Source organism: Sphingopyxis sp. CR5, assembly GCF_059693785.1.
Genome location: NZ_JCATIE010000008.1, coordinates 44,298 through 69,045, shown reverse-complemented (window position 1 = coordinate 69,045; position 24,748 = coordinate 44,298). Strand labels below are relative to the sequence as shown.

Below are 24,748 nucleotides of genomic sequence, written 5' to 3'. Positions count from 1 at the left end.
TTGGCAACCGGCCAAGGTGCGCGCTGGATGGGATGCATGGGACAAAGGCCCCGCTGAAAGGTGGAAAACACCCCGCGCGCCGGTAGCCAGCTCAGGCGATCAGCGAGAAACGTCTGGGCGGTCTTTCGGGGCCGACGGGTCGGAGGCCCGTGATCGATCGCTCTTTGCCAACGCCGTAAAGGTCGTCCGCGAGCAAGAGGGAGGAGGGCATGGGGGTTTCGCAAACGAGCATATTGGGGCCGGCATCGCCATGATGATGATGTCCGTCCGCCATCTCGCCGTCCGTCGGCTCGCCGGTATCCGCCCCATCGTCATGATGCGCGGATTGGTGATCGTGGTCGTCATGCACCGCATCGACCGAAAAACCGCCAAGACCATCGTGCGCATGCGGGACCATCAGCGCCGAGGAATGCTGGAGTTGGTCGGCCGCCTTGGCCGGCATCGTTGCCGCATAGAACAGCATCAATGCACCGCATATCGCAGCATGAATTCTTTCACGAGCCGAGAAGATGGTCCGGAGCACAGCCAATTCCTATCGGGCGCGCGGCGACTTGACAACGAACGTCGCGATCTTCCGGCCCCGACTGCGGCCAGGGACCGTCAGCCGCCGGTTCATGCGCGCAGCGCTCTCCTGAATGGCTGAGAAGGACGGTCTCATGCCGATACCCCCTGCCGCTGGCCTTGCGTGAGGCCCGGCAAGCCATGGTCGGGCCGCGCGCCGAACGGCGAGGCGGAATCCGGCGTCGGGGCGACATACTGACGACAGCGAGCAGGCACCTGCTTCAGAACGTCGCAACCTGCGGACGCCCGGCCTGCCCCCGGGGAGAGGGCCGGCCGAACGCCCGCATAGTCACTGCGGCTCTCCGGGGGACTGCTCCGCAGAAGCCGGACGGCGGATACAAATCCGCTTACCAATTGGGGTCCATGCTCGACTGGCCCGGGAAGTGGACGACCTTGTCGCCATAGAGCGGGTCATAATAATGCCCGCCGTCCTTATAGTCGGGGTTCCATTTCTTGCTTCCGTCGCTGCCGAGCACATAGAGGAAGGGCGACATGCGCAGCCGCTCGAGGTGCCAGCGTCCTGCGGCGCCCGACGGAATGTCTTCGCCCGAACCGTAGAGCATCAGGCCGCCGTCCGCGAAAATTTCGTGGGCTGGGCTGGTCTCCTTATATTCGTGGCTGACATTCATCACCTTGTGACCGAGTTCGTGCGCGATCGTCCGCCGCTGGCGGCTCGGCGTCGACAGGTTGGTGATGGTGATGACGCCCCGAAACTGGTCGGGGAGGCTCGTGTAGTACGAATAGGTCGGGAAGGAGAGGCCGCCCGTCCGCACCATCTTGACCGTCCAGTTGCGCTTGTCCGACGGATCGAGGAAGGGCATGACCACATCCTGGAGCGCAACGAGGTAGATCGTCCGTTTGTTATTCTTGTCCGGCTCGATGATCGACCCGAAGGCGTCGCGGGCCTGGGCCGTCAGTTCGGTCGGATGCCGCTTCGATGCCTCGTAGGAGTTCACATATTCGGTGTCGGGAATGCGCGGAATCTCGTTTGCCTGGAGTGCCAGGAAACGCGGATCGATCGCGCCCGTCTTGACCCAGAGCAGATTGATCTGGACGCCCGCCGGGCGGTAGATTTCCTTCGCAGCCCGAAGCCCTTCGAGCATTTTCGGCAGGTTCAGCTTGTTGAAGGAAGGGTCGAAGTTGGACGGCATGTAGATGGCGACGTCCATCGTCAGCTTGCCGGGCACGATATCCTTGTTGAACTCGGCAAGATCGACTGACGAAACCTGCTGCCAGGCGACGGGCTTCTGCTTCGCAGGGGCGGCGGGCGCCCCTGCGGATGCCGGAATGGCCTGATAAAGCGGCAGCGCAAGAAGCGCTGCCGCCAGGGCGAATTTACGGTACATGGGCGGTCCCCCGGTTCAATATTTGATGTTCTTCAGCACCGTGTCGAAGTCGGGGTTGACGCTGCGCGCGAAAACGATCGCAGGATGATTGGGCGCCAGCGCGTTATAATAGAATGCGGTGCCTTCCTTGCGCTCCTTGTCGACCGCCGCCTGCATCGACAGGATGCCCTTGTTGAAGGTTTCATAGCCGTCGTTGGGCGCCTTGCCCTTGACGACCAGGAGCAGCGCGCCTTCGCCGAACGGCGCTTCCCAGCCCGTCGGCATCTGGTCGCCGAAACGGAACAGCGAGCCGGCTTCCATCACCTGGCGCTTGCCTTCGCTCGCGAGCACCCATTTGCCGCGCACCGTATAGATAATGCTGCCTGTCGGGTGGGGATGCTCGGCGAGGAACATGCCCGGCTTGAGCTCGATGAAGAAGGCGCGGTTCTGCTCGGCAAACAGAAGCGGCCCGAACAGGCCTTCGTGCGTCAGGAGCGCAGAGGGCGAGGCGACCGCCTTTTCGATGTCGGGGATAATCTCGATGTTCGTCGCGAACTGGACATATTCGGGCGAAATCGATGTGGCGGGGACCGTTTTCTTCGGAAGGACAGGGGCATTTGCTTGCGCATGATTATCGTTTTCGTCGTGCGAATGATCACCATGATGGGCCTGTGCGAACGCGGTTGCCGGCAGCAGCGCGGCGGCCAGAATAATGGCAAGCTTCATCGTCGTCTTCCTTTCAGTTCAGTTGCAGTCGAAATCCTCACAATCGGTCGTAAGCTTACAAGAATGGTGCGTGCGGCCGGCGCGGAGCCGGCGGTGCCGTGGGGCGCGAACGGCGTCGCCCGGAATATTGGATAGAGCAGGGGCGAGATCGCCCGGCATGTCGGCACGGCAGGTCATGGTGCGTCCCCTTGTCCGAGTCATCGCCCGGATATGACGCTACATGTCTATACAAGATCGACTCTGTCAATAGGTAAACCGATGCGGTCCGCTGATGATGTCCTCACATATGCATAAACGTATATACAGGTATTGACGTTTAGTTGCGAATCATGTCACTCATTCGCTGCACAGAGCCGCGCGCCGCTACCGCTACGCCGGTTGTCATCACAAAATATCGAACGTGCGCAGGAGCGAAACAGACCTATCCAGCCGAAAAAGGGGACGCTTATGAAACCGTCGAATCTCACATATCTTTTCGCAGGCACGGCCTTGCTGAGTCTCTTGAGTGCACCGGCCTTCGCGCAGTCGGTCGAGGACGGCGCCAGCGCCCCGAAGGACGGCGGAGACATCATCGTCACCGGCAGCCGCATCCCCCGCGCGAACGTCGCCGCCGCCAACCCGATCTCGGTCGTCGGCGCCGAGGAAATCGAGAACACCGGCGCGGTTAATCTCGACTCCATTCTTCAGCGCCTTCCCGCATCTGCCGGTTTCGCCGGGAACCAGGGCAATGCCTATTGGACCGGCAGGGGCTGGGGGACTTCGCAGGTCAACCTGCGCGGACTCGGGATCAATCGCACCCTGACCCTTCTCAATGGCCGCCGGCTCGTTTCGGGCGGCACGGGCGCGAACACGTCACCCGACCTTAACATGATCCCGACGCAGGCGCTCGAGCGGGTCGATGTGCTCAAGGATGGCGCGTCGGCCATTTACGGGACCGATGCCGTCGCAGGCGTCGTCAATCTCATCACCAAGCGCAATTTCGAAGGGCTGGGGCTCGCGGCCCGTCAGGGGATCACCGAGCGCGGAGACGGGCGCAGCACGACGATCGACCTGTCGCTCGGGCTCCGCAACGATCGTGGTGGAATTTCCTTCTACGCGACCTTCCAGGACACCTCGCCGATCAACATGGCGAGCCGGGCGCCCTGCGGGCTCGGCGAAGTGGGCGGCGCGCTCGTTTGCGTGGACAGCGCATCGACGGCGGGCGGACGCGCAGCGCTGCCCGACGGTAGCCAGATCAACTTCAACAATGATCCGAACGGCAACGGAAATTTCTACGAGCCCTATGTGGCGTCGAAGCATAACTTCAACGGCAATCCCTATATCAACGCGGTGAGCCCGATCCAGCGGATCAGCACGGCGATGTTCGCCGACTATGAAATCAGCGACGACATCGATTTCTTCGCCGAATTTCTGTACACGCACCGCGAGTCGAAGCAGATTGCGACGCCCGGTACGATCCGCAATTTTGCGATATCGGCAACGAACCCGACCAATCCCACCGGCCAGAATATCACGCTCATCCAGCGCCGGCTTGCCGAAGCCGGCCCGCGCGTCGCTTTCCAGGATACCAATACGATCCAGGCGACCGCCGGGTTCAAGGGCGGAATCGCCGGCGACTGGCGTTACGAAGTGTCGGCCGGCTATGGCCGCAACACCGGCATCGACGGCTTCACGAATATTGCGAACCTCGAACGGGTGCGCAATTCGCTCAACCCTTCGGTTTGCAGCTTTGCCACCGGCGCAGCGATCCCGTGCGGCGACTATCTCGGCGCCAATCTCACGCCCGAGGTGCTCAAATATATCCTCTTCACGTCGCGGGACACCGGCGGCAACGAATTGGTGACGGCGAGCGCCGATATTCATGGCTCGCTGTTCGAATTGCCCGGCGGGCCGCTCGGAATCGCCGCCGGCGTCACCTACCGGCAGGACAAGGGCTGGCGCGATCCCGATCCGCTGACCGTGCTTGGCATTGCCAACACCAACCAGCAGGATCCCATTTCCGGCAAGCTCGTCAGCCGCGAGGCCTATCTGGAAGTCTCGGCTCCCATTCTGGCCGACCTTCCGTTCATCGAGGAGCTGACGCTCAACGGCGCGGTTCGCTACTCCAAATATGACCTGTTCGGCGGAAGCTGGAACTACAAGTTCGGCGGCGACTGGCTCTTCGGCGCAGGTCTGCGCATTCGCGGCACCTACGGCACGGCCTTCCGCGCGCCGACCGTGCCGGAGCTCTTCGCCGGCGTCGTCCAGGGTAACCTGACGACCACCGACCCGTGCAGCAATTATTCGACCAGCAGCAATGCGGTGCTCGTCGCCAATTGCCGCGCAGCCGGCGTCCCGGCTGGCTATGTCCAGCTTGGCAACTCGATCCTCACCAACACCGGTGGCAATCGGAACCTGAAGCCCGAAACCGCGAAGACGCTGACAGCCGGTGTCGTTTACGAGCCGACCTTCGCGCCGGGCCTGACGCTCACCGCAGACTATTATGACATCAAGATCCGCGGCGGAATCCGGTCGCTCGCGGGCTCGACCAAGCTCGCGCTCTGCTATAACACGCCGGGCCTCGGCCTGTCTTTCTGCGGGCCTTCGGATATCGCGCGCAGCACGGTCACCGGCGAGGTTTCGCTCTTGTCGTCGCAACTGATCAATGTCGGCCGTGAGGATATGCGCGGTATCGACTTCGGCGCGCTTTACGCGGGCCGGATCGGGTCGCTCGATGCCTCGCTCAATCTCAATGTCACCTATCTCGATAAATATGAGATCACGCCTTATGAAAGCGCCCCTCCGATCATCTACGATGGTCGTATTGGCGGCGGCAACGGAGGCTTTCCGCATTGGCGCGGCTATGGTGTCTTGAGCCTCGGCAAGGGAGGCTTCACCGGCACCTATTCGGTCCAGTGGACGGGCAAGGCGCAGGACTTCAACGCCGCTCCGGCTAACATCGGCTACAAGACCAAGGATATTCTCTACAATAATCTTCAGCTGGCCTATGAATTCGACAACGAAGCGCGGATCGCATTCGGTGTCGACAATCTGTTCGATACAAAGGCGCCGTACATTCGCAGCTATACCGACGGTAATACCGATACGATGACATATGATCTGTCGTATCGGCGCTACTATGTAAGCATGAGCTACAAGTTCAAATGATCCTGTGAACACGTCGCATTTCTTTCGGCCCGGTTTGCAGATATGCAGGCCGGGCCTTTCTTCTCTGAGGCCGGAAACCTTGTGCCCTATTGCCGCCCCGCGGCCAGCCACTATCTATGGTGCAGGGAGAGCATCACGCTATGAACATGACGTTTGATCTGAAACCGCGCGCCTCAATGCGAGATGGCAGGCCCGGCCTTGGGGCCGAGCCGCTCTATGCGGTGATTAAACAGTCGGTGACCGAAGGAATACAGAGCGGTGCGCTCAAGCCCGGCGACCGGCTTCCCTCGGAAGCCGAACTCGTCGACCGATTCGGTGTCTCGCGAATGACTGCCAACCGCGCATTGCGCGAGTTGCAGAAGGAAGGCGTGATCATTCGCCACGCGGGCGTCGGATCCTTCATCGCCGAGCAACAGCCGATCGGCCACATGATCGAGATCCGCAATATCGCCGACGAAATCCGTGGGCGCGGTCATGAATATCACGCCGAGGTGGTGGAGAATGCAGCGCTCAAGAGCGATGCCGATTCGGCGCCGCTTCTGGGCGTAGCGATCGGAACCTCGGTCTTTCATTCGATCATCGTTCATTATGAGGCTGGCGAGCCGCTCCAGCTCGAAGACCGCTATGTTCTGGCCGCGATCGCGCCCGGCTACTGCAATTTGGACTTCTCGGAACATACGCCCAACGAATATCTGACGCAGGTCGCGCCGATCGAACGCTTCGAGCATCGGGTACGTTCGGTCATGCCTGAGCCGCGTGTTCGCAAGCTCCTTCATATGCGCGCGGGAGAGCCCGCGCTCGTCATGACACGCCGAACCTGGAGCCAGGGAAGAGTCGCGTCCTTTGCGACGCTGACGCATCCGGGGAACCGCTTCGAGCTTACCGCCGCCTTGTAGGACGTATTTCCAGATCCGCTGCTTGCGACGGCGGCCTGCATTTCCTTGACGAGTTCGGTCTTGGGTTTGCGCGGATCGGGCCAGTCCTTGCGGTCCTTCCGCTTGCCGGTCACGACATCCGGGCCACGATATGATTCCGGATGTAGCCTTTCTCGCGGATATCTTTTTATTTGCCGTGCGACAAGCGAAGCGTTCACGGCCCGGCATCGGTTCGCTCGCCTTGGTCGCGGCTTCCCGGCATTTGCCGATTCCTGCCCCAAACTGGATTGCGCGGATCGCCTGCCGGACAAGTGCAGGCATGTTGTCGAACACGGCTTTGGACTGCTCCGCCCGCAACCATTGCAAGCAGAGCGATCACATCGCCGAGAAGGCGGGCGGCAAGGGTATGCGGCGTCAGTTGGCCCGTTCGAGTTCCATCTCGACAGCCTGGAGCCATCTCTGCATTGGCTTTTCCGGGACCGGCATACAGGAGAGCGAGCCGACCTGGACGCTCCTCAATGCAGAATCTGGCTAAGAAAGGCTCTCGTACGCTCGTGCTCCGGATCGGCAAAGAATTTCTCTGGCGTCGCGGACTCCAGAATACGGCCCTCGTCCATGAAGATGATTCGATCCGCCGCCTGACGGGCGAATCCCATTTCATGGGTCACCACGAGCATGGTCATTCCATCCTCGGCGAGGCCCAGCATCACGTCCAGAACTTCCTTGACCATTTCGGGATCGAGCGCGGAAGTGGGCTCGTCGAACAACATGATGCTCGGTTCCATGCACAGGGCGCGTGCGATCGCAACGCGTTGCTGCTGGCCACCGGAAAGCTGACCCGGCTTCTTGTGGGCCTGATCGGGTATACGAACGCGCTCCAGCAGCGCCATCGCCTTTTCGTCGGCCTCTCTCTTGGAAAGCTTCCTGACCCATATCGGCGCCAATGTGCAATTCTCGAGAATGGTCAGATGGGGAAAAAGATTGAAGCTCTGAAAGACCATCCCGACTTCCCGGCGGATGGCTTCAAGCTGCTTGGGTTCGGAGCCCACCTTGCGCCCGTTGACCAAAATGTCCCCGGCTTCATGCCGTTCGAGCTGGTTGATGCACCGGATCAGCGTTGATTTGCCAGATCCCGACGGGCCGCAGATTACGATCCGTTCGCCGCGTGCAACCTCGAGATTCACCGAGCGGAGAGCCTGAAAGGCCCCAAAATGCTTTTCCACATTCGACAGAGTGACGACGGGAACCTGATCGGACTCATTCATTTTGTGGGGACTTTCGTTCGTCGCTCGAGCCGGTCAGCAAAGCGGCTGAATCCGAAACAGAGCAGGAAATAGATCAGCGTGATGAACAGATAGGTTTCGATCGACGGCGAACTCCACGCCGGATCGGCGAGGGCGGCCTTGCCCGAACTGATCAGGTCGAACAGGCCAACGACCAGCACGAGGCTCGTATTTTTGATCATCACGATAACGGTATTGGTCAGCGCCGGAATCACGACGACGATCGCCTGGGGCAGGATGATTTTGAGATGCAGCTGCCAATATGGGAGCCCGAGCGCTTCGCCCGCTTCATATTGCCCCCTCGGGATAGCCTGCAGGCCGCCTCTGACCACTTCGGCGAGATAAGCCGATGCAAAGAGGTATAGCGCAATGAGCGCCCGAAAGAATTTGTCCGGCAGAATTTCTTCGGGGAGCAGCAGAGGAAGCATGATCGATGCGATGAAGAGAATGCTCAACAGGGGGAGCGCGCGCGTCGTCTCGATGAACAAGGTCGCCAGTAGCCTTATAACCGGCAGGGTCGATCGCCGCGCAAGCGCGAGAAGAACGCCGGTCGGGAAGCCGAGGCCGATCGCGACGACAGTGAGGATGAGGGTCACGGGCAAACCGCCCCAGAGATCCGATCCGACGGGAACCAGACCCGCGCCTCCGGCCATCAACCACCACGAGAGACCCAGGGCGGCGAACCACACAATGGCCAGCCGGGGTTGCCAGGCGCGAGGCCTCACCGAAAAGACCAGCAGGCCGAGAAGGACGACGCAAACGACAAGCGGGCGCCACCGCTGTGCATCGGGATAGATGCCGAACAGAATCTGGCTGTGCTTGGCGACGATGAAGCTCCAGCATGCGCCGGAGACGGCCCGGCAACTTTCCGGCACCGCCGGAAAAAGCGCGGCGTCGGTGATGGCCCAGCGAACGAGCGGAGGCAGTATCACGACCATTGATGCCGCGAGCAAGAGCGTGATGAGAGCGTTGCCGGGAGACCCGACCAGACGCCGCGCGAGGGATGGCGTTCCGGCCATCGTTACGATGCGTGCCCTGGCGATCATCGTTCCGCCACCTGTACGAGACGATTGACCCGGCTCATCAGCGCTGACAGCGACAGGTTGATCAGCAGATAGGTCGCGATGATGATCAGCGTCCCCTCGATCGCGTGGCTCGTCTTGTTGATCATCGTTCCCATCACCACCATGAAGTCGGCGTAGCCGATAGCGATGACCAGCGTGCTGTTCTTGACGATGTTGATATACTGGCTGGTCATTGGCGGAATGATCACGCGCAACATTTGCGGAATGACCACCAGCCGGAGTGTGCGCCACCGCGAGAGTCCAATCGAATATCCCGCTTCCCACTGGCCTCGGGGAACGGAGAGAAGACCCGTGCGGATGATTTCCGCGACAAAACCGGTGGTGTAAAATGTCAGGCCGACAATCAGGGAAAAGAACTCCGGCGACACCACGATCCCGCCGCTGATGTCCGGACCGTTCGCAACGGGCAGATCCGCTTTGATATCCTGCCATGTGAACAGCACCAGCGCCAGGAAGATGCTACCAAGCGCAAGCGAAACGAGCTTCAGCCAGGGAGGCCTCCGCCCGGTTCGCTGCTGGGCCCGCGTTACGGCCCGGTTCGTCCAAAGGAGCAGTGCGATAGCCGCCGCGGCACCGAGTGCGATCGACAGAGCGGATGCCGGATGCGAAAACCAGGGGAGCGCGAACCCGCGCTGCGACACGAGGATATGCGGCAGTAATGTTACCGTGTCGACCACGGGAAGCACCTTGCCGATCGCGCTGTAGAGGAAGAGCAGGATCAGGATCGGCGGAGAATTGCGCGCGACTTCGACCCATGCCTTCGACAGGCCGGCGGCAAGCGGGTTGTCACTGATCCTGGCGATGCCGAGAAACAGGCCAAGGATCGTCGAGTAGAGCGAGACGAGACCGGCGACCACCAGCGTGTTGCCGATACCGACGAGAATAGCCCACAGATTGCTGTCGTCCGGCGAATAGGGAAGCCAGGTTTCAGAAAGGCTGAATCCCGCCCGATCACCGAGGAATTCCGTTCCCGCCTCGATTCCGCGCTCGGCGAGATTATTCGACGCGGTCGCAACGATCAGCGCCGCGAAACCGAATACCGCCAGCAGCGACAATGTCTGATAGGCGAGGTCGCGCCGACGCCGCGTCCAAAAGACGCTGCTCGCCCTTTCCCCTGCGGTCACGCTCCTCACTCCCAAGGCAAGGGAAACATGAGGCCGCCGTCCGAGTACAGCTTGTTCAAGCGGCGGTCGGCCTTGATCGGCGTGTCGGCACCAAGATTCCGGTCCCAGATTTCCTGATAATTTCCGACCTGTTTGATGACGTTATAGGCCCATTTGGGATCGAGTCCCATGGCTCGGCCGAAACTGGGGTCACCGCCAAGTATCCTTTTGGTGAGTTCGTCGCCGTTGCGTGCCATTTCGTCGACATTGGCCTGGGTGATACCGTTTTTCTCCGCCCAGATCAGGGCGTTGACGGTCCATCGGGCAACGTCGAACAGCTTGTCGTCGCCGCGCCGGATCGCAACGCCATTCGGCTCGATCGCGTCGCCGGTGTACATGGTGTTGTGATCCGCGGGATTTTTAGCGACGGTTGCGATCTGGCTCTGCGCCGCAAGACCATCGGTGACATAAGCGTCGCAGCGACCGGCGAAATAGGTGTCGCGGGCGGTAATGGTAGAATCGAAATAGACCCGTTTCATCTGGAACTTGTATTTTTCTTCCAGTTCATTGAGCGCGCCCTCGACCAGGCTTCCGCCTCCTTGCATGCAAATCGTTCGCCCGGCCAGTTTCCCGGGCTCGTCAATGCCATCGGCCTTGCGGGTAATGATCACGTCGCCATCGTAGAGGGTTGTCGATACGAACCGGATCGTCATGTCGCGGGTGAAAGTCAGTGTCGACGTACGCGACAGCACATCGATTTCGCCGGTCTGCACCGCAGGCAGCCGCTGGGCGGCATTTAGCGGAACGAAGCGAACCCTTTTGGAATCGCCGAGGATCGCCGCCGCTATGGCCCGGCAGATATCGCTGTCGAAACCGCGCCAGACGCCTTTTTCGTCCGGCCGGGAGAGCCCGGGGACACCCTGGCTGCCGCTGCAATAGAGTTCGTTTCTGGCCTTGATCTTGTCGACGAGGCTCGTGCGCTTTTCTTTGCCCGAACAGCCGGCAAGTGCCAGGGCTGCGGCCGAGACGATAAGAAGGTTTTTCGAGATCATATTCATTATGCGGCCCCATTTTTTTGTGATGACGAAGAGGTAGGCAGTTTGCTGTCTGCCGCGATCATATCCAGTGCCGGCAACAGCGACGCGAGGAGGTCCTCGACGTTTTCGAGACCGATGCTCAGCCGTACGAGCGGTCCGTCATGAGGGGTGGCCGTTGCGGTCCGTAGCGGTGGGCGATCCAGCACGGCAACGATGCTCTTGGTCCCGCCCCAACTCGCCCCGATGGCAAACTGATCCATGGATTCGATTGCCGCCGCGAGCACATTGGCTGCCACGGGCTTCAGAAAGAGCGTGATCAGTCCGGTGGAGCCGCAAAAGTCACGCTTCCAATATTCGTGTCCGGGATTTGTTTCGAGCGCCGGATGGCGGATTTCTTCTATGGCGGGGTGGCCGGCGATCGCATCGAGAACTCGCAGTGTCGTCAATTCGGTGCGATCCAGTCGAACGGCCATTGTCTCCATGCCGCGAAGCACAAGGCTCGCGTCGTCGGCGGACACGCCCATTCCCATGAAGCGGGCATAATCCTTCAACCGCCGGAATAGCTGTTCGTCATCGACCGCGATCGAACCCATAACGACGTCGGAATGTCCCGAGACATATTTCGACACGGCACAAATCGAGACATCGACGCCGAGCGCCAACGGTTTGCAGCGGAGTGGCGTTGCATAGGTGTTGTCGGCTGCCACCTTGATACCGCGATCCCGGCAGGCATTGGCGATAGCCGGAATATCTTGAACCTCCAGCGTCATGGAGCCGGGAGATTCAACCCAGACCAGGCCGATATCGGGTTTGAGCATCGAACCGATCGCCGCTCCAGCCATGGGATCATAGTAGGTCGACTTGATTCCCATTCCGCCGAGGAAACGCTCGGCGAAAGGACGCACCGTATCATAAGCGGTATCGGGAAACAGCACGCGCCGCCCCGCGGCGGTGCAGGCGAGCGTGGTAACGACGATTGCTGCGAATCCCGACGGCAGCGCTATGGCGCGGGTCGCATCCTCAATCGCCGCGATTGCATTTTCGAGCGTGCGCGAGGTGGGCGTACCATAAAGGCCGTAGGAATATCCGTCATACATTGCAGCACGGCGATTTTGATAATCCTCGACGCTTTCGAATGCGATCGTCGATGCGCGGTGAACGGGGACGACCAGGCTTGCGAAGGAACCTTCCGCCGGAGGAGGTCTGAGACATTTCGTATCGTCGTGCATGCGAGAATTACTCCTTGGCCACAAGGCTAAGCGGTAGGAATTCTTCGTTCAAATCGAAGTATGGCGCATCATTATGCGTTCATGTAATAGTAGGACGATGAACCTCAGTCTGATCGAAGCATTCAATGCCGTCATGCGCACGGGATCGACGACGCGCGGAGCGGAGTTGATCGGCGTCTCCCAACCTGCCATCAGTCGCTCGCTCAAGAGGCTGGAGGATGTCACGCGTCTCAGGCTGTTCGAACGGTCGGGGCCCCGGCTGATTCCGACGTCCGAGGCGCATTTGCTTCACCAGGAGATCATCGACACATATGTGGGCCTCGACCGGCTGAAGCAGGCCGTCGCGAGAATTCGGGCCGTCGGCGCCGGGTCACTCAGAATCGCGACCTCCGCGGCAATCGGCCTGTCGATGATGCCGCGTGTTATCAAGCGATTCCTCGAGGACCAGCCCGGTGTCACGGTTACATTCGAAATCGCCAATTCCAGTATCGTCCGAAATCTGGTCGCGAGCGGATCGCACGATATCGGCCTTTGCGCCGACGAGATCGACACCGCGAACCTGATTGCGGAACCCTTCCTCACCACGCAGGGCATCTGTGTCATGCGGGCGGAGCATCCCCTTGCGAGCCACGAGGTCATCGGACCGGCGGATCTTCACGATATTCCATTGGTGTCACTCTCGCCGGACGACACGGCCCGAAAGCAGCTCGACGCCGCCCTCGCCTCCGCGGGAGCAGAACCCAACGTTGTGGTGGAAACCCAGTTTGCGGCCTCTGTGTGCCAGTTGGTCGCAGACGGCGTCGGTGTCGGCCTCACCAATGCGATGGCATTTGTGTCGAGCGAATTCGAAGCAAGCGGTCTGGTCGCGCGAAAATTCGAACCCGCTATTTGCTTCAGGACATTGCTTATTCTGCCGCCTCAGCGATCGCGTTCACGTCTTCTCGACGACTTGATCGTCATTTTGAAACGGGAGCGCGATGAAGTAGCGCGAATTTGCGAGGACCGCTTCGGCATCATCCAGGCCGTCGTACCCGGCTAGTTTTTGATCCGGAAATTGGCGGCGACCTCGACTGCCGCGCCTAAGGGGAGGCTTGCCACGCCCACGGCTACCCGCGCATGGCGTCCCCGGTCGCCGAATATTTCCACCATGAGATCGGATGCGCCGTTGATCACGGTGGAATGGTCTTGAAAATCGGGGCGGCAGGCTACGTAACCGTCGATCCGGATACAGGCTTCGACGCGATCGAGATTGCCTTCCAATGCGTCGCGCAACGCGGCGAGCAAGGCAAGACCGCATTGACGTGCCGCTCCAGCGGCCATGCTGACGTCGAGCGTCTCTCCGGCCAGACCGGCGATGATGCCACTATTTCCCCGAGCTAATTGCCCCGACAGATGGACGACGTTTCCGACAATAATATGGGGGAGGTAGTTGGCGACAGGAAGGGCGAGGACGGGAAGCTTGATGCCCAGCGCGTCGAGCCGGGAATCTACGAGGCCAGACATCATATTCTCCATTGATGAAGGACAGCCTTGCCCATCCGGTCGTGCCGGACGGGCAAGGCTTCAGGGAGACCGAACTCAGAACTTCATCGTGCCGCGGACGTACCAGAAGCCGCCACTGAAGCCGAAAGGCGAGAACTGCGGGTAAACAATGCCGTTGAGCGTCTGCCCCGGACGCAGGTCCTTGTCGGGATAGACGTCGAAGAGATTGTCGGCGCCGACCGCCAAGCGGAAATTTTCGGTGAGGTCGTAGCTCACTTCCAGATCGACGAGCCACTGGGCATCGAAGGTCTGATCGAAAGCATTGGGCGTAGGCACCGCGTTCGGGACGGCATCGGTCCATTTGCCATAATAGCTGGCGCGAAGCTGCGCGGAAAAGGGACCGCTTTCGGCGCTGGCCGTTATGTTGCCGCGCCATTTGGGGTTGAAGGCGCTGATCTCGATCCGGCGTTCGCGATCGACGGCCCGCGGATCGCGGACATTGGTTATCCGGTTCTTCGTGTAGTTCAGTGAGGCCGTCAGCCCGAGATTGAGGCCGCTGTCGAGCCGCCAGTTCTTGGAAAAAACAGCGTCCACACCTTCGGTCTTGGTATCGAAGAAATTGCCGAAAAAGCGAACGCTTTGTACATCGCCCGGATCGATCCCCTGCGACAGCATCGCAGCCCGATCCGCTGCAGTGATCGGAATGCGCGAGGTCAGGGCAATGCGATCTTCGACCTTGATATTGAAATAATCGACCGTGAACACCCATCCACCGGGCAGGTCGAACACAACGCCGGCCGCTATATTCTTCGATTTTTCCCGATCGAGTGGTCGAGCGCCATAGAATTGGGCGACCGGGTCGGTCGGAGGACGAGTAGCGGTCAGCAGAAGGCCGCCGGAATTGAGATCGACGTTCGTGGCGACATCGGAGATATTCGATTGGCCGGGCGTGGGAGCCCGGAATCCCGTGCTCACCGAGCCTCGCAATGCGAACCAGTCGGTAATCTCGTATCGCCCCGATGCTTTCCAGTTGAAGGTGCTCCCAAAGTCCGAGAAATCCTCGAACCGGCCGGCCAGGCCCAAGGTCAAGCCTCGCGCAACATCGCCTTCGAGGTCGACATAGGCGGCCCAATTGCTCCGTGAAAAGGTGCCGGCGGTCGATGGATCGTAACCGGGAAAGCCCGACGAACCGACGGCTAATCCGATGGGCTGGCCCGTGTCGGGATCGATAACGCGGGCATAGGGTCCGGCTACATAGGATGCGACGTCACCGGCGGTGATTTCGAAGGTTTCGCGGCGAAATTCGGCGCCGAAGGCAATGTTAAGCGGTTCGGCAAAAACTCCGGTTTCCCAGGGGTAGGAGAAATCCGCGTGAAATTGCGTTTCGCGCTGCGCCACCTTGCCCGGCCGGAAACTGGTCGGCGAATCGGGACCGAGCGACGGGTTTATCGTATTCGAGAGCTTATACTGGATTGAGTTCTGCGCAATGATGGCGCTGAAGTCATAGTTCAGTCCGCGCGTTTCGCCCTTCAGTCCGCCGGCGAGGCTGAGATCTTTGATCTCTGTTCCGAACACGGGCGTAAAGCCGCCCGGGAACTGCGTTGCGAAGGAGAAGCGTGGACCTCCCGGCACATTGGTAAGCGGAACACTTCCGAAGACGTCGGGTCGTGCCGCGGGATTGCGATAGAAAAATTCAGTATCGCCGGTGCTCCAGCTATAATTCCCGAACAAATAGGCCGTGGCATCATCGCCGGTTGCGACTTCGGCATTGATGAAAAGTCGCGCGGCTTCGCTGTTCACATTGCCCCACCGCTGCGCAGGAACCGGAACTGCTGTATTGCCGGCATCGATCAGCGCCTGGGCATCCGGCCGCTGGGCTCCCCGGGAGGTGGGTTTCGAGCGAACATATTCTCCGCTGATGTTGAAGAAGCCGTCGGCAGTCAGTGGCAGTCCCGCGTTGGCCTGTACGGTGTAATCCTCCCCGTCCCCCTCATAATATTGGCCGTAGCGAGCGACGAGTTCGAGACCTTCGCTCGCATCCTTGAGGCGGAAATTGATCACCCCGGCGATGGCATCCGATCCGTATTGCGCTGCGGCGCCGTCGCGCAACACCTCGATGCTCTTGATAGCGATCGATGGAATGACGGACAGATCTGCTCCCTGTGCGCCAGCAGCGAGCGGCTGGTTGGTGATCTGGACGAGAGCCGACCGGTGCCGTCGCTTGTTGTTGACGAGGACGAGTGTCTGGTCGGGCGGCAATCCGCGCAGGCTGAAGGGGCGAACAAAGGCTGACCCATCCTGCGCGACGAATTTTTGTACGTTGAGTGAAGGTACCGCGGTTTTCAACGCATCGTTGATGTTCGAAGACCCCTGCCTGGAAAGCGTGTCGGAGGAAACGATATCGACGGGTCTCGCTGATTCGACAGCTGTGATGCCTGCGCGGCGCGTACCGGTGACAATGATTTCAGCCTGATTGTCCCTGGCTCCGTCTTCACTCGCCTCTTGCGCGCTGGCCGTTCCACCGAGCAGCATGAACGTGAAGGCGCCCATCGACACGCCGCACAGGCATCTGCGTCCCAACTGGAATAAACCCATCGCCGTTCCCCTAGAAATATCTCGAGCCAACAAGCGCCGATACTTCGGCACTCCACCATGGAACGGCGATTTGCGGAGCCGACCCTTTTGGTGACACCTTGATGAAAGCGGTTCATTCTAACTTCAAATGCGAGTTTGGCCCGGTATCATGCACATTGGTAATAATAAGTCAGAAGATCAGGACATGCCGGGAGGCGGGAAATCATCAGGAATTCATGCAGTTGGTTGGATCATCTTTGCGCGCAGCGACTGGGGCTTGGCGACAAATCCATGGAGTGCGTTATTGGCGCGTGTCACCGAACCCCATGGCAACGGACTGCACTTTCATTTCGCGTCTCGACTCACGAGCAATCGGAGATGGTCCGGCCGTCGCTGCAGGCGACTCTGGGCCACGTCGAACCGGCATCCAGGGACAGGCGGCTCGAATCGTCGCCGCCTTGAGCTAGTTCGAGAAATGTCCGTAGAGGATCAGAAGGGCCAGATACCGACCGGCTTTGGCGATTGTCACCAGAAGGAGGAAACGCGCGAGCGAGGTGCGCAGAACCCCGGCGACAAAAGTCAGAGGATCCCCGACAACAGGCAGCCACGACAATAGAAGCGAGGCGACCCCAAAGCGCTGATACCAGGTCTCGGCGCGGGCCATCGCGGGCTCGGACACCGGGAACCATCGGGCGCCGCGATGGTGCGCAAGATGGCGTCCTATCGCCCAGTTGATCGTCGATCCCGTGATGTTGCCGGCAGAGGCGACGATGAGAAGCAGGGCCGGATCGAAGCGGCCCGTCCCGAGCATGGCGACGAAGACGAGTTCGGACTGCGCCGGAAGCAGCGTCGCGGCAACCAGCGCGATGAGGAACATCCCGGGATAACCCGCCGCCGCGAGCGATGCGTCGATTGCGTCCACCCTCTATTCTTTCACATTCCTTGTCCAGCTGTGGCGCGCCGCCGGCGCGGTATTGCTATCCCGGCTGCTTTGGATCGCGGCGGAGCGCCATCAGGACGATATCGATCCACTGGCCGTCGATGAATTGGGCCTCGCGCAAGATGCCTTCTTCCTGAAAACCCAGCGCTTCATACATGCGCCGCGCGGCATGATTATGTGCGAACACTTCGAGGCTGAGACGGCGCAGATTGAGCTGGCGCCAGCAATAATCGATCGCGAGCCTGAGGGAGTCGCGTCCATAGCCGCGCCCGCGGTCGCCGGCTTCGCCGAGCCAGATGCCGATCTTCGCCGATCGATGCACCGGGGCGATATCTCGAATTTGCACATAGCCCGCGATTTCCGGGCTTGGCTGGATACGGATCGCGAAGAAGATGCTGGCCGGATCCTCGGTTCGCAGCCAGAAATTCTCCTGGCTCTCCCAATTGGGTGGCCGATAGGTGCCGTTGAGGTGCGCATCTTCCGCGCTGTCGGTCCACTGGAACAGGCGACCAAGATCCGATGGGATGATCGGGCCGATCGTCACCCGCGTGCCGAAGATCATGGTCGTTTCTTTCGTTCGAACTGCGGGACGTTCGCGGGCGCGCGCAGCTGTGGTTCGGCATTCCCGCGGCTGAAGCGGGGCGGGTTCGTGGCGCCTCCACGCTTCGGTCCGGTTGCCCCCAATGGTTTGCCCCACGCGGCACTGAAGCTGGCTCCCGCCATGCCGATCGACAGCCCGAAGGGCCTGAGCAGGCGTCCGAGCATCTGCGCGACCCTGAGTTTCGCCGCCGATTGACCCATCGCCGCCCGCGCGGCGCACCAGCGCACGCCGCGATCGGCGAGATCGAGATTTGCATAGCCGCGAAATGCACGGAGAATTGGAAGCGGGTTGACGCCGCGCTGTAGCGGCTTCGCCAGCCCCAACAGCGACCGGTCGAGCGCGCGCGGCCAATAGTTGACGAGCCAGCGCCCGGAATGGACTTCGCGCGGCGCGAGGCGGCTTGCGGTCCCCGACACGATCACCAGCCCGCCAGGCTTCAGGACGCGATCGATTTCCGCGAGGACGGCGGGCAGATGGTCGGGCTCGACATATTCGAGAACGCTGATGCACAGGATGATGTCGAACGACGCATCCTCATAAGGGAGTGTGCGGGTATCGGTCACGAGCGCGAGCCTGATCCGGTCCGCAATGCCGTGCCGTTCCGCATTGAGCTGGGCGAGCGCGATTGCAGCCGGATCGACGTCGACGCCAGTTACGCGCGCGCCGAGCGTGGCGGCGACGATCGAGCTTGCCGCATAGTTACAGCCGAATTCGAGCAATGCCTTGCCCTCAATGTTCCCGGCATAAGCCGAGAGAAGATAGCGCACGCCTTCCCATTCGACCGCCACATATCCGCCGACCCATTGATCGTCGGGGTCGAGTCCCATGGCCTCTGCAGCCGAACGGAACCTGCGATTCGTCTCCCAGTCGACGATCATGGGTTGGGCTGTGGGGGGATGAGCTGGCTTCGGATCGGTCATCACAAACACATGGTCTGATTTGGAGGCGGATAGGCTCCCACGCGCCGTGGCGGAGACGGCGCGTGGGAGTGGGGCGTCAGGCCGGTAAGGGGGAGGCCTGGGCGCCCGAAGGCGGGGTTTCGTCCTTGGCCTTCCTGCCATGAACCATGCGGTAGAGTGCCGGCAGCACGAGCAAGGTCAGGATCGTCGACGAGACGATCCCGCCGATGACCACTGTCGCCAGCGGACGCTGGACTTCGGCGCCGGCGCCGACGTTGAACGCCATCGGCACGAACCCGAGGCTCGCGACGAGCGCGGTCATCAGCACCGGACGAAGACGCGTGAGGGCGCCTTCACGGATCGCTTCTTCCAGATCGCTGCCGCTTTCGCGCAGCTGCTTGATGAAGCTCAGCATCACGACGCCGTTAAGCACCGCGACCCCGGAAAGGGCGATGAACCCCACCCCGGCCGAGATCGACAGCGGCATCCCGCGGATGAGGAGCGCTGCGACGCCCCCGGTGAGCGCCAGCGGCACGCCGGAGAAGACGACCGCCGCATCCTTGCCCGAGCGGAACAGCATATAGAGCAGCCCGAAGATCAGCAGCAGCGCCGCGGGCACCACGAGCTGGAGCCGCTTCGCCGCCGAGATCAGCTGCTCGAACGTGCCGCCATAGGTGATCCAGTAGCCATCGGGCACCTCGACTTCCGTCCCGACCTTGGCCTGCAACTCCTCGATGAAGGAGCCGAGGTCACGGCCGCGGACGTTAGCAGTCACCACGACGCGGCGCTTGCCATCCTCGCGGCTGATCTGGTTCGGACCGATTGCGACTTCGACCTTCGCCACGTCAGCGAGGGGAACGAACCCGCGCAGGCCCGTGTCCATCGCCATGCCCGTCGCCGGATCGACCGAGGGACCGCTTCCCGGAAGCGGGATGCGGAGGCGTCCGATCTCGTCGACCCGTTCGCGGATAGTCTCGGGCAGGCGGACGATGATCGGGAAGCGGCGATCGCCCTCGAACATCTGCCCCGCCTGCACGCCGCCGATCGAGACGGCGACAGCCTGCTGGACGTCGTTCACATTGAGACCGAAGCGTGCGAGCGCGCCGCGGTCGGGGGTGATCTGTAGCATCGGCAGGCCGGTGACCTGTTCGACGCTGACGTCCTGCGCCCCTTCGATCCCGGCGGCGATGCCCTCGATCGACTTGCCCACTTCGAGCAAGGTATCGAGATCGTCGCCGAATACTTTCACCGCCACATCGGCGCGAACCCCCGAGAGGAGCTCGTTGAACCGCATCTGGATCGGCTGGGTGAACTCGTAATTGTTCCCCGGAATCTGCGCGACCGCAGCCTGCATTTCCTTGACGAGCTCGGTCTTGGGTTTGCGTGGATCGGGCCAGTCCTTCCGATCCTTCAAGATGATGAAGGTATCGGCGACCGAAGGCGGCATCGGATCGGTCGCGACTTCGGCCGTACCGATCTTCGCGACCACCCGGTCGACCTCGGGGAACTGCTTGATCCGTGCTTCGAGCGCGGTCTGCATGCTCACCGCTTGGCTGAGACTCGTGCCGGGAATGCGCAGCGCATGGAGCGCAATGTCCCCTTCGTCGAGGTTGGGCACGAACTCCGAACCCATCCGCGTCGCGGCGAGCCCCGCGATCGCGACCAGCGCGACCGCGCCGGCCACGAACCCGACGCGCATCTTGAGCGCCGCCGCAAGCGCCGGGGCATAGGCGCGGCGCGCCCAGCCCATCAGCCGGCTTTCCTTCTCCTCGACCTTGCCCTTCACGAACAGCGCCATGGCGGCGGGGACGAAGGTCAGCGACAGGATGAGCGCCGCCGTCAGCGCCATCACCACGGTGATCGCCATCGGGTGGAACATCTTACCCTCGACGCCTGTGAGCGCGAAGATCGGCACATAGACGAGCGCGATGATCAAAACTCCGAACAGCGACGGACGGATGACCTCCGAACTTGCCGAAGCGGCGAGCGCGAAGCGTTCGTCGCGGGTGAGCAGGCGCCCGAGTTTGTGCTGCGCTTCGCCGAACCGGCGGAGACAGTTTTCGACGATGATGACAGCGCCATCGACGATCAGGCCGAAGTCGAGCGCGCCGAGGCTCATCAAATTCCCCGATACCCCGGCTCGCACCATGCCGGTGATTGTCATGAGCATCGAGATCGGGATGACCGCCGCGGTGATCAGCGCCGCCCTGATATTGCCGAGCAGCAGGAACAGCACCGCGATGACGAGAAGCGCGCCCTCGAGAAGGTTCTTCTCGACCGTCCAGATCGCGCGCTCGACCAGATTGGTGCGGTCGTAGATCGGGACCGCTTTCACCCCTGCCGGCAAAGCCTTCGCGGCGACCTCGAGCCGTTCGGCCGCCGCGCGTGCGACGATCCGGCTATTCTCGCCGGCGAGCATGAAGACGGTGCCGAGCACGACCTCCTTGCCATTTTCGGTCGCGGCACCCGTGCGCAGTTCCTCGCCGAGGCTGATATCGGCGACGTCGGCGACGCGGATCGGAATGCCGTTCCGGTTGCTAACGATGATGGCCTTGAGATCGTCGATGCCATTGGCCTGGCCGGGCGTGCGGACGAGATATTGCTCACCGTATCGCTCGACATAGCCCGCACCGACATTGTCGTTGTTGAGTTCGAGCGCTTGCACGACATCGCTGAGGGTCAGCCCATAGGCCGAGAGACGGGCAGGGATCGGGGTCACATGATATTGGCGCTCGTAACCGCCGATGCTGTTGACCTCGGTAACCCCCGGTGTGTTGCGTAGCTGCGGGCGGATGACCCAGTCCTGCAGCGTGCGCAAATCCTCGGGAGTGTAGGCGCTCCCATCGGGCTTCCTGGCACCCGGACTGGCTTCGAGCGTGTACATGAAGATTTCGCCGAGGCCCGTCGCGATCGGCCCCATTTCCGGGGCGACGCCTGCGGGGAGTTGCTCGCGGGCCGATTGCAGCCGTTCGTTGACGAGCTGACGCGCGAAGTAGATGTCGGTCCCGTCTTCGAACACGGCGGTGACCTGGCTCAGGCCATAGCGCGAGATCGAGCGCGTATATTGAAGGCCCGGCAGACCGGCGATGGCCGTCTCGACCGGAAAGGTCACCCGTTGTTCGGCTTCAAGCGGCGAGAAGCCCGGCGCTTCGCTGTTGATCTGGACCTGGACGTTGGTGATGTCCGGGGTGGCATCGATCGGCAGCTTCTGGAAGCTCCAGACGCCGATGGCGCACAGGAGCAGGACGACGCCGAGGACGGCCCAACGAAAGCGGATCGAGCCGGCGATCAGGCGTTCGAGAATTGGCCGATGTTTGTGAGTGGAAGCCTCAGTGGTCATGGCTCGCTCCCGACTTGTCGATGTCGGCCCGGATCAGGAACGCGCCATCGGTGACATATTGGGTGCCGGGTTCGAGCCCGCCGAGGACCTCGGTCCATTCGGGCGTGCGCCGGCCGATCTCGAGCATGCGGACCTCATAGGTGTTGCCGACCTTGGCGAAGACCACTTCGAAATCGCGGAAGCGCTGGATCGCCTTGGTTCGGACCGCCAGCGGCACATTGGCCTGCGCGACCGCGAAGCTCCCTTCGACCGCCATTCCGGGGCGGAAGTCGTTTGCGGCCGATGTCGGCAGATGGACATGCGCGAGAAGCGTCTGGCTGGCGACATCGGCGGTCGGGACGACGGCTTCGACGACGCTCTGGATCGTGCCTTCGCCCGACAAGCTCTTGAGCGTGACCGGCTGACCGACACGCACGCGTTCGGCGTCGCGCGGATAGACGAAGAACTCGGCGTGCAGGTTCGTCGGATCGGCGATAGCGAACAGTGCGCGATCGCCCGTCGTGTCGCCGACATTTACATTCTTCTCGACGATGGTGCCGCTGATCGGCGCGGTGATCGTGTAGGTCTGAAGCGAGTGGCTGGACTCGACGCGGGCCAACACCTGACCGCGGGTAACCCGCTGACCGATCTTGCCATTGAGCGACACGATCAATCCGGGCAGGCGAGCGCGGACTTCGGCACGGCCTTCGGGGGTGACCTCGACGCGGCCGCCCATGTCGATGAGGTCGCTGACCGTGGCCGCGCCTGCGGTCTCGACCTTCAGCCCGCCGGCCCTCGCAGCCTCGGGGGTGATCGTCGTGCGGCCTTCGTAGGACTGATAGGCCCATTTATGATTGCGGCCGCCTTCGGAGGCCTGGACGCGGACGTCGAAGCTATGCGGCTCGGTGACGACGCCATTGCCGCGCAGGAAATCTTCCTGCGGTGCGAAAGCGAACTTGTCGATCTTGTTGCCCAGCCGGACAAGTTCCATCGACAACTGAACTTCGCCGGGCTTGATCGGCTTGTCGTCGCGATAGACATAGACGCGGAACTCGGGCTCGACACCATCCTCGAAGATGGTGATTTCGAGTGCGAAATTGCCGTCGCGCAGCATCCGGCCGCGGTGCGGCCCGCGCTCATATTCGCCAGCGGCGGCCTTCGCGCCTTCCTTTTCAGGTGTAGCGGTGTCGCCGCAGGCGGCGAGCAGGGTGAGGGCAATGACCGATGCCGCCCCCAGCAGATATTTGGTCATCGGATCGTCTCCATCGTAGCAAGAAGGGGCGCGTGGCGGCCGGTCAACCGGTCAAGCCTGACGCCAAGCAAGTGGAAGCGCCGCAGCAGCTCGACGCGGCGCGTCTGCGCTTCGTTCACGGCGGTCTGCGCCTGCGCATATTCGAGGAAGGTGAAGGCGGTGCCGCCGCGGGCAAGCCCGTCGCGGATCAGGCGCGTCGCGCGGTTGGCGCTAGGCAGCACCTCGGCATCGATGCGCTTGACCTCGGCAGCGATCAGCCGGCGATCGGCGATGAGCTTGTCGATCTCGCGTTCGATCTCGATCCGGGCGATCGCCACATCGGCCTCGATGGCGCGCTGATCGGCCTCGGCGCGGATCACATTGCCGCGGTTCGCCGCCTTTGTTCCCAGCGGGATCGAGCCGCCGACCATGACCGCGAAGTCGTTGCCTTCGCCGAAATGACGAAGACCGACGCGCCCGCTCGGATCGGCGATATTGCCGCTCTCCGCGAGTTTCACCTTCGCACCGGCCGCCGCGAGCTCGGCATTGAGCACCGCGACATCGACCGACTCGCCTCCTGCAGGAACGGTGACCTCGACATTCTGAAAGAGCGTGGGATCGAGCTTGAATTCTCCCGTTCCACCCCACCAGGCCGCCAATGCGGAGCGGGCGATACGGGCATTTTCGCGTGCCTGCTCGACCGCGATCTCCGCCTGCGTGACGTTGGTCCGCGCGCGTTCGGCGGCGAACCACGGGTCGAGCGCCCCGGTGACGCGCTTCACGACGTCGAGCTCGACGCGCTTCAGGTCGGCGAGCCTGGCTTCCGCGACCGGGATAGCCGCCTCGGCGGCGAGCGCTTCGACCCACGCCGCCTGCACACGCGCGAGCCGGTCGAGCAGGCGCACCCGGTTCTGCGCGCCGACGACGGCGACATCGGCGCGCGCCGCGCCGATGCGCGCTTCGCGCTTGCCGCCGCGTTCCCATGTCCGCTCATACCAGCCGGTGGTTTGCGAGCGATTGAGCGGAGAATAGGGACCGGTGCCTGCAAAATCCTCGAAGTCGACCCCGACGACATCGCGTGGCCGGACGTCGGCCTGCAATATGGCGGCGTCCGCGGCCTCGAGGCGCGCGGCGTTTGCGGCAATGGCGGGATCGCTTGTCGCGACGCGCGATAACGCGTCGTCGAGATCTAGATTTTGCGCCCAAACAGGTTGCGCGCTTGCAGCCAGCAGGACGCCTCCGCAGAGCAGGGCCCTGCGGATAGCATGCGCGCCAAGGCGCGCTCGAGATAAGGAAAACATGAGATAACGGCCTCGCTGAAAGGCAGGGAA

The 24,748-nt window shown here is 61.8% G+C and carries 20 protein-coding genes; 4 read left to right on the top strand and 16 right to left on the bottom strand.

Features of this window, described 5'->3' with window-relative positions; translation table 11 throughout:
* Positions 1-91 precede the first annotated feature (91 nt).
* The 3 genes from AC58D2_RS13445 to AC58D2_RS13435 all read right to left on the bottom strand — a co-directional run bounded on the left by AC58D2_RS13445 (position 92) and on the right by AC58D2_RS13435 (position 2,612).
* Positions 92-523 (bottom strand): hypothetical protein, encoded by a 432-nt coding sequence (locus AC58D2_RS13445; RefSeq protein WP_497391140.1) that lies wholly within the window; start codon positions 521-523, stop codon positions 92-94.
* Positions 524-908: 385 nt separating this feature from the next.
* A complete protein-coding gene (locus AC58D2_RS13440; RefSeq protein WP_497391138.1) occupies positions 909-1,907 on the bottom strand; it encodes an ImmA/IrrE family metallo-endopeptidase in 999 nt (332 codons plus the stop codon).
* Positions 1,908-1,922: 15 nt separating this feature from the next.
* Positions 1,923-2,612 (bottom strand): cupin domain-containing protein, encoded by a 690-nt coding sequence (locus AC58D2_RS13435; RefSeq protein WP_497391136.1) that lies wholly within the window; start codon positions 2,610-2,612, stop codon positions 1,923-1,925.
* A gap of 447 nt (positions 2,613-3,059) precedes the next feature.
* On the opposite strand from AC58D2_RS13435, the gene AC58D2_RS13430 reads away from it, so the two are divergent.
* From AC58D2_RS13430 to AC58D2_RS13420, 3 genes are all read left to right on the top strand, one after another.
* The gene (locus AC58D2_RS13430) at positions 3,060-5,759 is read left to right on the top strand and encodes a TonB-dependent receptor (RefSeq protein ID WP_497391134.1); all 2,700 of its coding nucleotides are present in this window, start codon (positions 3,060-3,062) and stop codon (positions 5,757-5,759) included.
* A gap of 116 nt (positions 5,760-5,875) precedes the next feature.
* Entirely contained in the window at positions 5,876-6,655 is a 780-nt protein-coding gene (hutC, locus tag AC58D2_RS13425; RefSeq protein WP_494227929.1) for a histidine utilization transcriptional repressor HutC, read from the top strand.
* Between the two features lie 130 nt (positions 6,656-6,785).
* Positions 6,786-7,169: a hypothetical protein gene (locus tag AC58D2_RS13420; protein WP_494227928.1), complete on the top strand. Its 384-nt coding sequence runs from the start codon at positions 6,786-6,788 to the stop codon at positions 7,167-7,169.
* On the opposite strand, the gene AC58D2_RS13415 is transcribed toward AC58D2_RS13420, so the two are convergent.
* Genes AC58D2_RS13415 through AC58D2_RS13395 form a run of 5 tightly spaced genes read right to left on the bottom strand, consistent with a single transcriptional unit; the run spans position 7,150 to position 12,371 of the window.
* Complete coding sequence (locus AC58D2_RS13415; protein WP_497391131.1) at positions 7,150-7,899, bottom strand: amino acid ABC transporter ATP-binding protein; 750 nt, start codon at positions 7,897-7,899, stop codon at positions 7,150-7,152. The genes AC58D2_RS13420 and AC58D2_RS13415 overlap by 20 nt on opposite strands.
* Positions 7,896-8,963, bottom strand: coding sequence for an ABC transporter permease subunit (locus tag AC58D2_RS13410; RefSeq protein ID WP_494227926.1), 1,068 nt, complete (start codon positions 8,961-8,963; stop codon positions 7,896-7,898). The genes AC58D2_RS13415 and AC58D2_RS13410 overlap by 4 nt, the downstream gene beginning before the upstream one ends.
* Complete coding sequence (locus tag AC58D2_RS13405; RefSeq protein ID WP_494227925.1) at positions 8,960-10,126, bottom strand: ABC transporter permease subunit; 1,167 nt, start codon at positions 10,124-10,126, stop codon at positions 8,960-8,962. Before AC58D2_RS13405 ends, AC58D2_RS13410 begins: the two co-directional genes overlap by 4 nt.
* Positions 10,127-10,131: 5 nt before the next feature.
* Positions 10,132-11,163 (bottom strand): transporter substrate-binding domain-containing protein, encoded by a 1,032-nt coding sequence (locus tag AC58D2_RS13400; protein WP_497391128.1) that lies wholly within the window; start codon positions 11,161-11,163, stop codon positions 10,132-10,134.
* Positions 11,163-12,371, bottom strand: coding sequence for a trans-sulfuration enzyme family protein (locus AC58D2_RS13395; RefSeq protein ID WP_497391126.1), 1,209 nt, complete (start codon positions 12,369-12,371; stop codon positions 11,163-11,165). Before AC58D2_RS13395 ends, AC58D2_RS13400 begins: the two co-directional genes overlap by 1 nt.
* 97 nt (positions 12,372-12,468) lie before the next feature.
* On the opposite strand from AC58D2_RS13395, the gene AC58D2_RS13390 reads away from it, so the two are divergent.
* Positions 12,469-13,410 (top strand): LysR substrate-binding domain-containing protein, encoded by a 942-nt coding sequence (locus AC58D2_RS13390; protein WP_497391124.1) that lies wholly within the window; start codon positions 12,469-12,471, stop codon positions 13,408-13,410.
* Here the strand turns inward: AC58D2_RS13390 and AC58D2_RS13385 are convergent.
* The 8 genes from AC58D2_RS13385 to AC58D2_RS13350 form a co-directional block, all read right to left on the bottom strand.
* Positions 13,407-13,874, bottom strand: coding sequence for a RidA family protein (locus AC58D2_RS13385; RefSeq protein ID WP_497391122.1), 468 nt, complete (start codon positions 13,872-13,874; stop codon positions 13,407-13,409). The two genes, AC58D2_RS13390 and AC58D2_RS13385, sit on opposite strands and share 4 nt — an antisense overlap.
* 75 nt (positions 13,875-13,949) lie before the next feature.
* Complete coding sequence (locus AC58D2_RS13380) at positions 13,950-16,448, bottom strand: TonB-dependent receptor plug domain-containing protein (protein WP_497391120.1); 2,499 nt, start codon at positions 16,446-16,448, stop codon at positions 13,950-13,952.
* A 442-nt stretch (positions 16,449-16,890) separates the two neighbouring features.
* Positions 16,891-17,349, bottom strand: coding sequence for a YqaA family protein (locus AC58D2_RS13375; protein ID WP_286748780.1), 459 nt, complete (start codon positions 17,347-17,349; stop codon positions 16,891-16,893).
* Positions 17,350-17,404: 55 nt separating this feature from the next.
* Positions 17,405-17,929: a GNAT family N-acetyltransferase gene (locus AC58D2_RS13370; RefSeq protein WP_497391118.1), complete on the bottom strand. Its 525-nt coding sequence runs from the start codon at positions 17,927-17,929 to the stop codon at positions 17,405-17,407.
* The gene (locus AC58D2_RS13365) at positions 17,926-18,795 is read right to left on the bottom strand and encodes a class I SAM-dependent methyltransferase (protein WP_497391116.1); all 870 of its coding nucleotides are present in this window, start codon (positions 18,793-18,795) and stop codon (positions 17,926-17,928) included. Before AC58D2_RS13365 ends, AC58D2_RS13370 begins: the two co-directional genes overlap by 4 nt.
* Before the next feature lie 169 nt (positions 18,796-18,964).
* The gene (locus tag AC58D2_RS13360) at positions 18,965-22,207 is read right to left on the bottom strand and encodes an efflux RND transporter permease subunit (RefSeq protein WP_497391114.1); all 3,243 of its coding nucleotides are present in this window, start codon (positions 22,205-22,207) and stop codon (positions 18,965-18,967) included.
* Entirely contained in the window at positions 22,197-23,438 is a 1,242-nt protein-coding gene (locus tag AC58D2_RS13355) for an efflux RND transporter periplasmic adaptor subunit (protein WP_497391112.1), read from the bottom strand. The genes AC58D2_RS13360 and AC58D2_RS13355 overlap by 11 nt, the downstream gene beginning before the upstream one ends.
* Positions 23,435-24,517, bottom strand: coding sequence for a TolC family protein (locus AC58D2_RS13350; protein ID WP_497391110.1), 1,083 nt, complete (start codon positions 24,515-24,517; stop codon positions 23,435-23,437). The genes AC58D2_RS13355 and AC58D2_RS13350 overlap by 4 nt, the downstream gene beginning before the upstream one ends.
* Positions 24,518-24,748: the final 231 nt, after the last annotated feature.

Coding starts and splice junctions, on each gene's coding strand:
- AC58D2_RS13440 (WP_497391138.1), bottom strand. CDS start 1,907: ATGTACCGTAAATTCGCCCTGGCGGCAGCGCTTCTTGCGCTGCCGCTT.
- AC58D2_RS13435 (WP_497391136.1), bottom strand. CDS start 2,612: ATGAAGCTTGCCATTATTCTGGCCGCCGCGCTGCTGCCGGCAACCGCG.
- AC58D2_RS13430 (WP_497391134.1), top strand. CDS start 3,060: ATGAAACCGTCGAATCTCACATATCTTTTCGCAGGCACGGCCTTGCTG.
- hutC (WP_494227929.1), top strand. CDS start 5,876: ATGGTGCAGGGAGAGCATCACGCTATGAACATGACGTTTGATCTGAAA.
- AC58D2_RS13420 (WP_494227928.1), top strand. CDS start 6,786: ATGATTCCGGATGTAGCCTTTCTCGCGGATATCTTTTTATTTGCCGTG.
- AC58D2_RS13415 (WP_497391131.1), bottom strand. CDS start 7,899: ATGAATGAGTCCGATCAGGTTCCCGTCGTCACTCTGTCGAATGTGGAA.
- AC58D2_RS13410 (WP_494227926.1), bottom strand. CDS start 8,963: ATGATCGCCAGGGCACGCATCGTAACGATGGCCGGAACGCCATCCCTC.
- AC58D2_RS13400 (WP_497391128.1), bottom strand. CDS start 11,163: ATGAATATGATCTCGAAAAACCTTCTTATCGTCTCGGCCGCAGCCCTG.
- AC58D2_RS13395 (WP_497391126.1), bottom strand. CDS start 12,371: ATGCACGACGATACGAAATGTCTCAGACCTCCTCCGGCGGAAGGTTCC.
- AC58D2_RS13390 (WP_497391124.1), top strand. CDS start 12,469: ATGAACCTCAGTCTGATCGAAGCATTCAATGCCGTCATGCGCACGGGA.
- AC58D2_RS13385 (WP_497391122.1), bottom strand. CDS start 13,874: ATGTCTGGCCTCGTAGATTCCCGGCTCGACGCGCTGGGCATCAAGCTT.
- AC58D2_RS13380 (WP_497391120.1), bottom strand. CDS start 16,448: ATGGGTTTATTCCAGTTGGGACGCAGATGCCTGTGCGGCGTGTCGATG.
- AC58D2_RS13370 (WP_497391118.1), bottom strand. CDS start 17,929: ATGATCTTCGGCACGCGGGTGACGATCGGCCCGATCATCCCATCGGAT.
- AC58D2_RS13365 (WP_497391116.1), bottom strand. CDS start 18,795: ATGGGACTCGACCCCGACGATCAATGGGTCGGCGGATATGTGGCGGTC.
- AC58D2_RS13360 (WP_497391114.1), bottom strand. CDS start 22,207: ATGACCACTGAGGCTTCCACTCACAAACATCGGCCAATTCTCGAACGC.
- AC58D2_RS13355 (WP_497391112.1), bottom strand. CDS start 23,438: ATGACCAAATATCTGCTGGGGGCGGCATCGGTCATTGCCCTCACCCTG.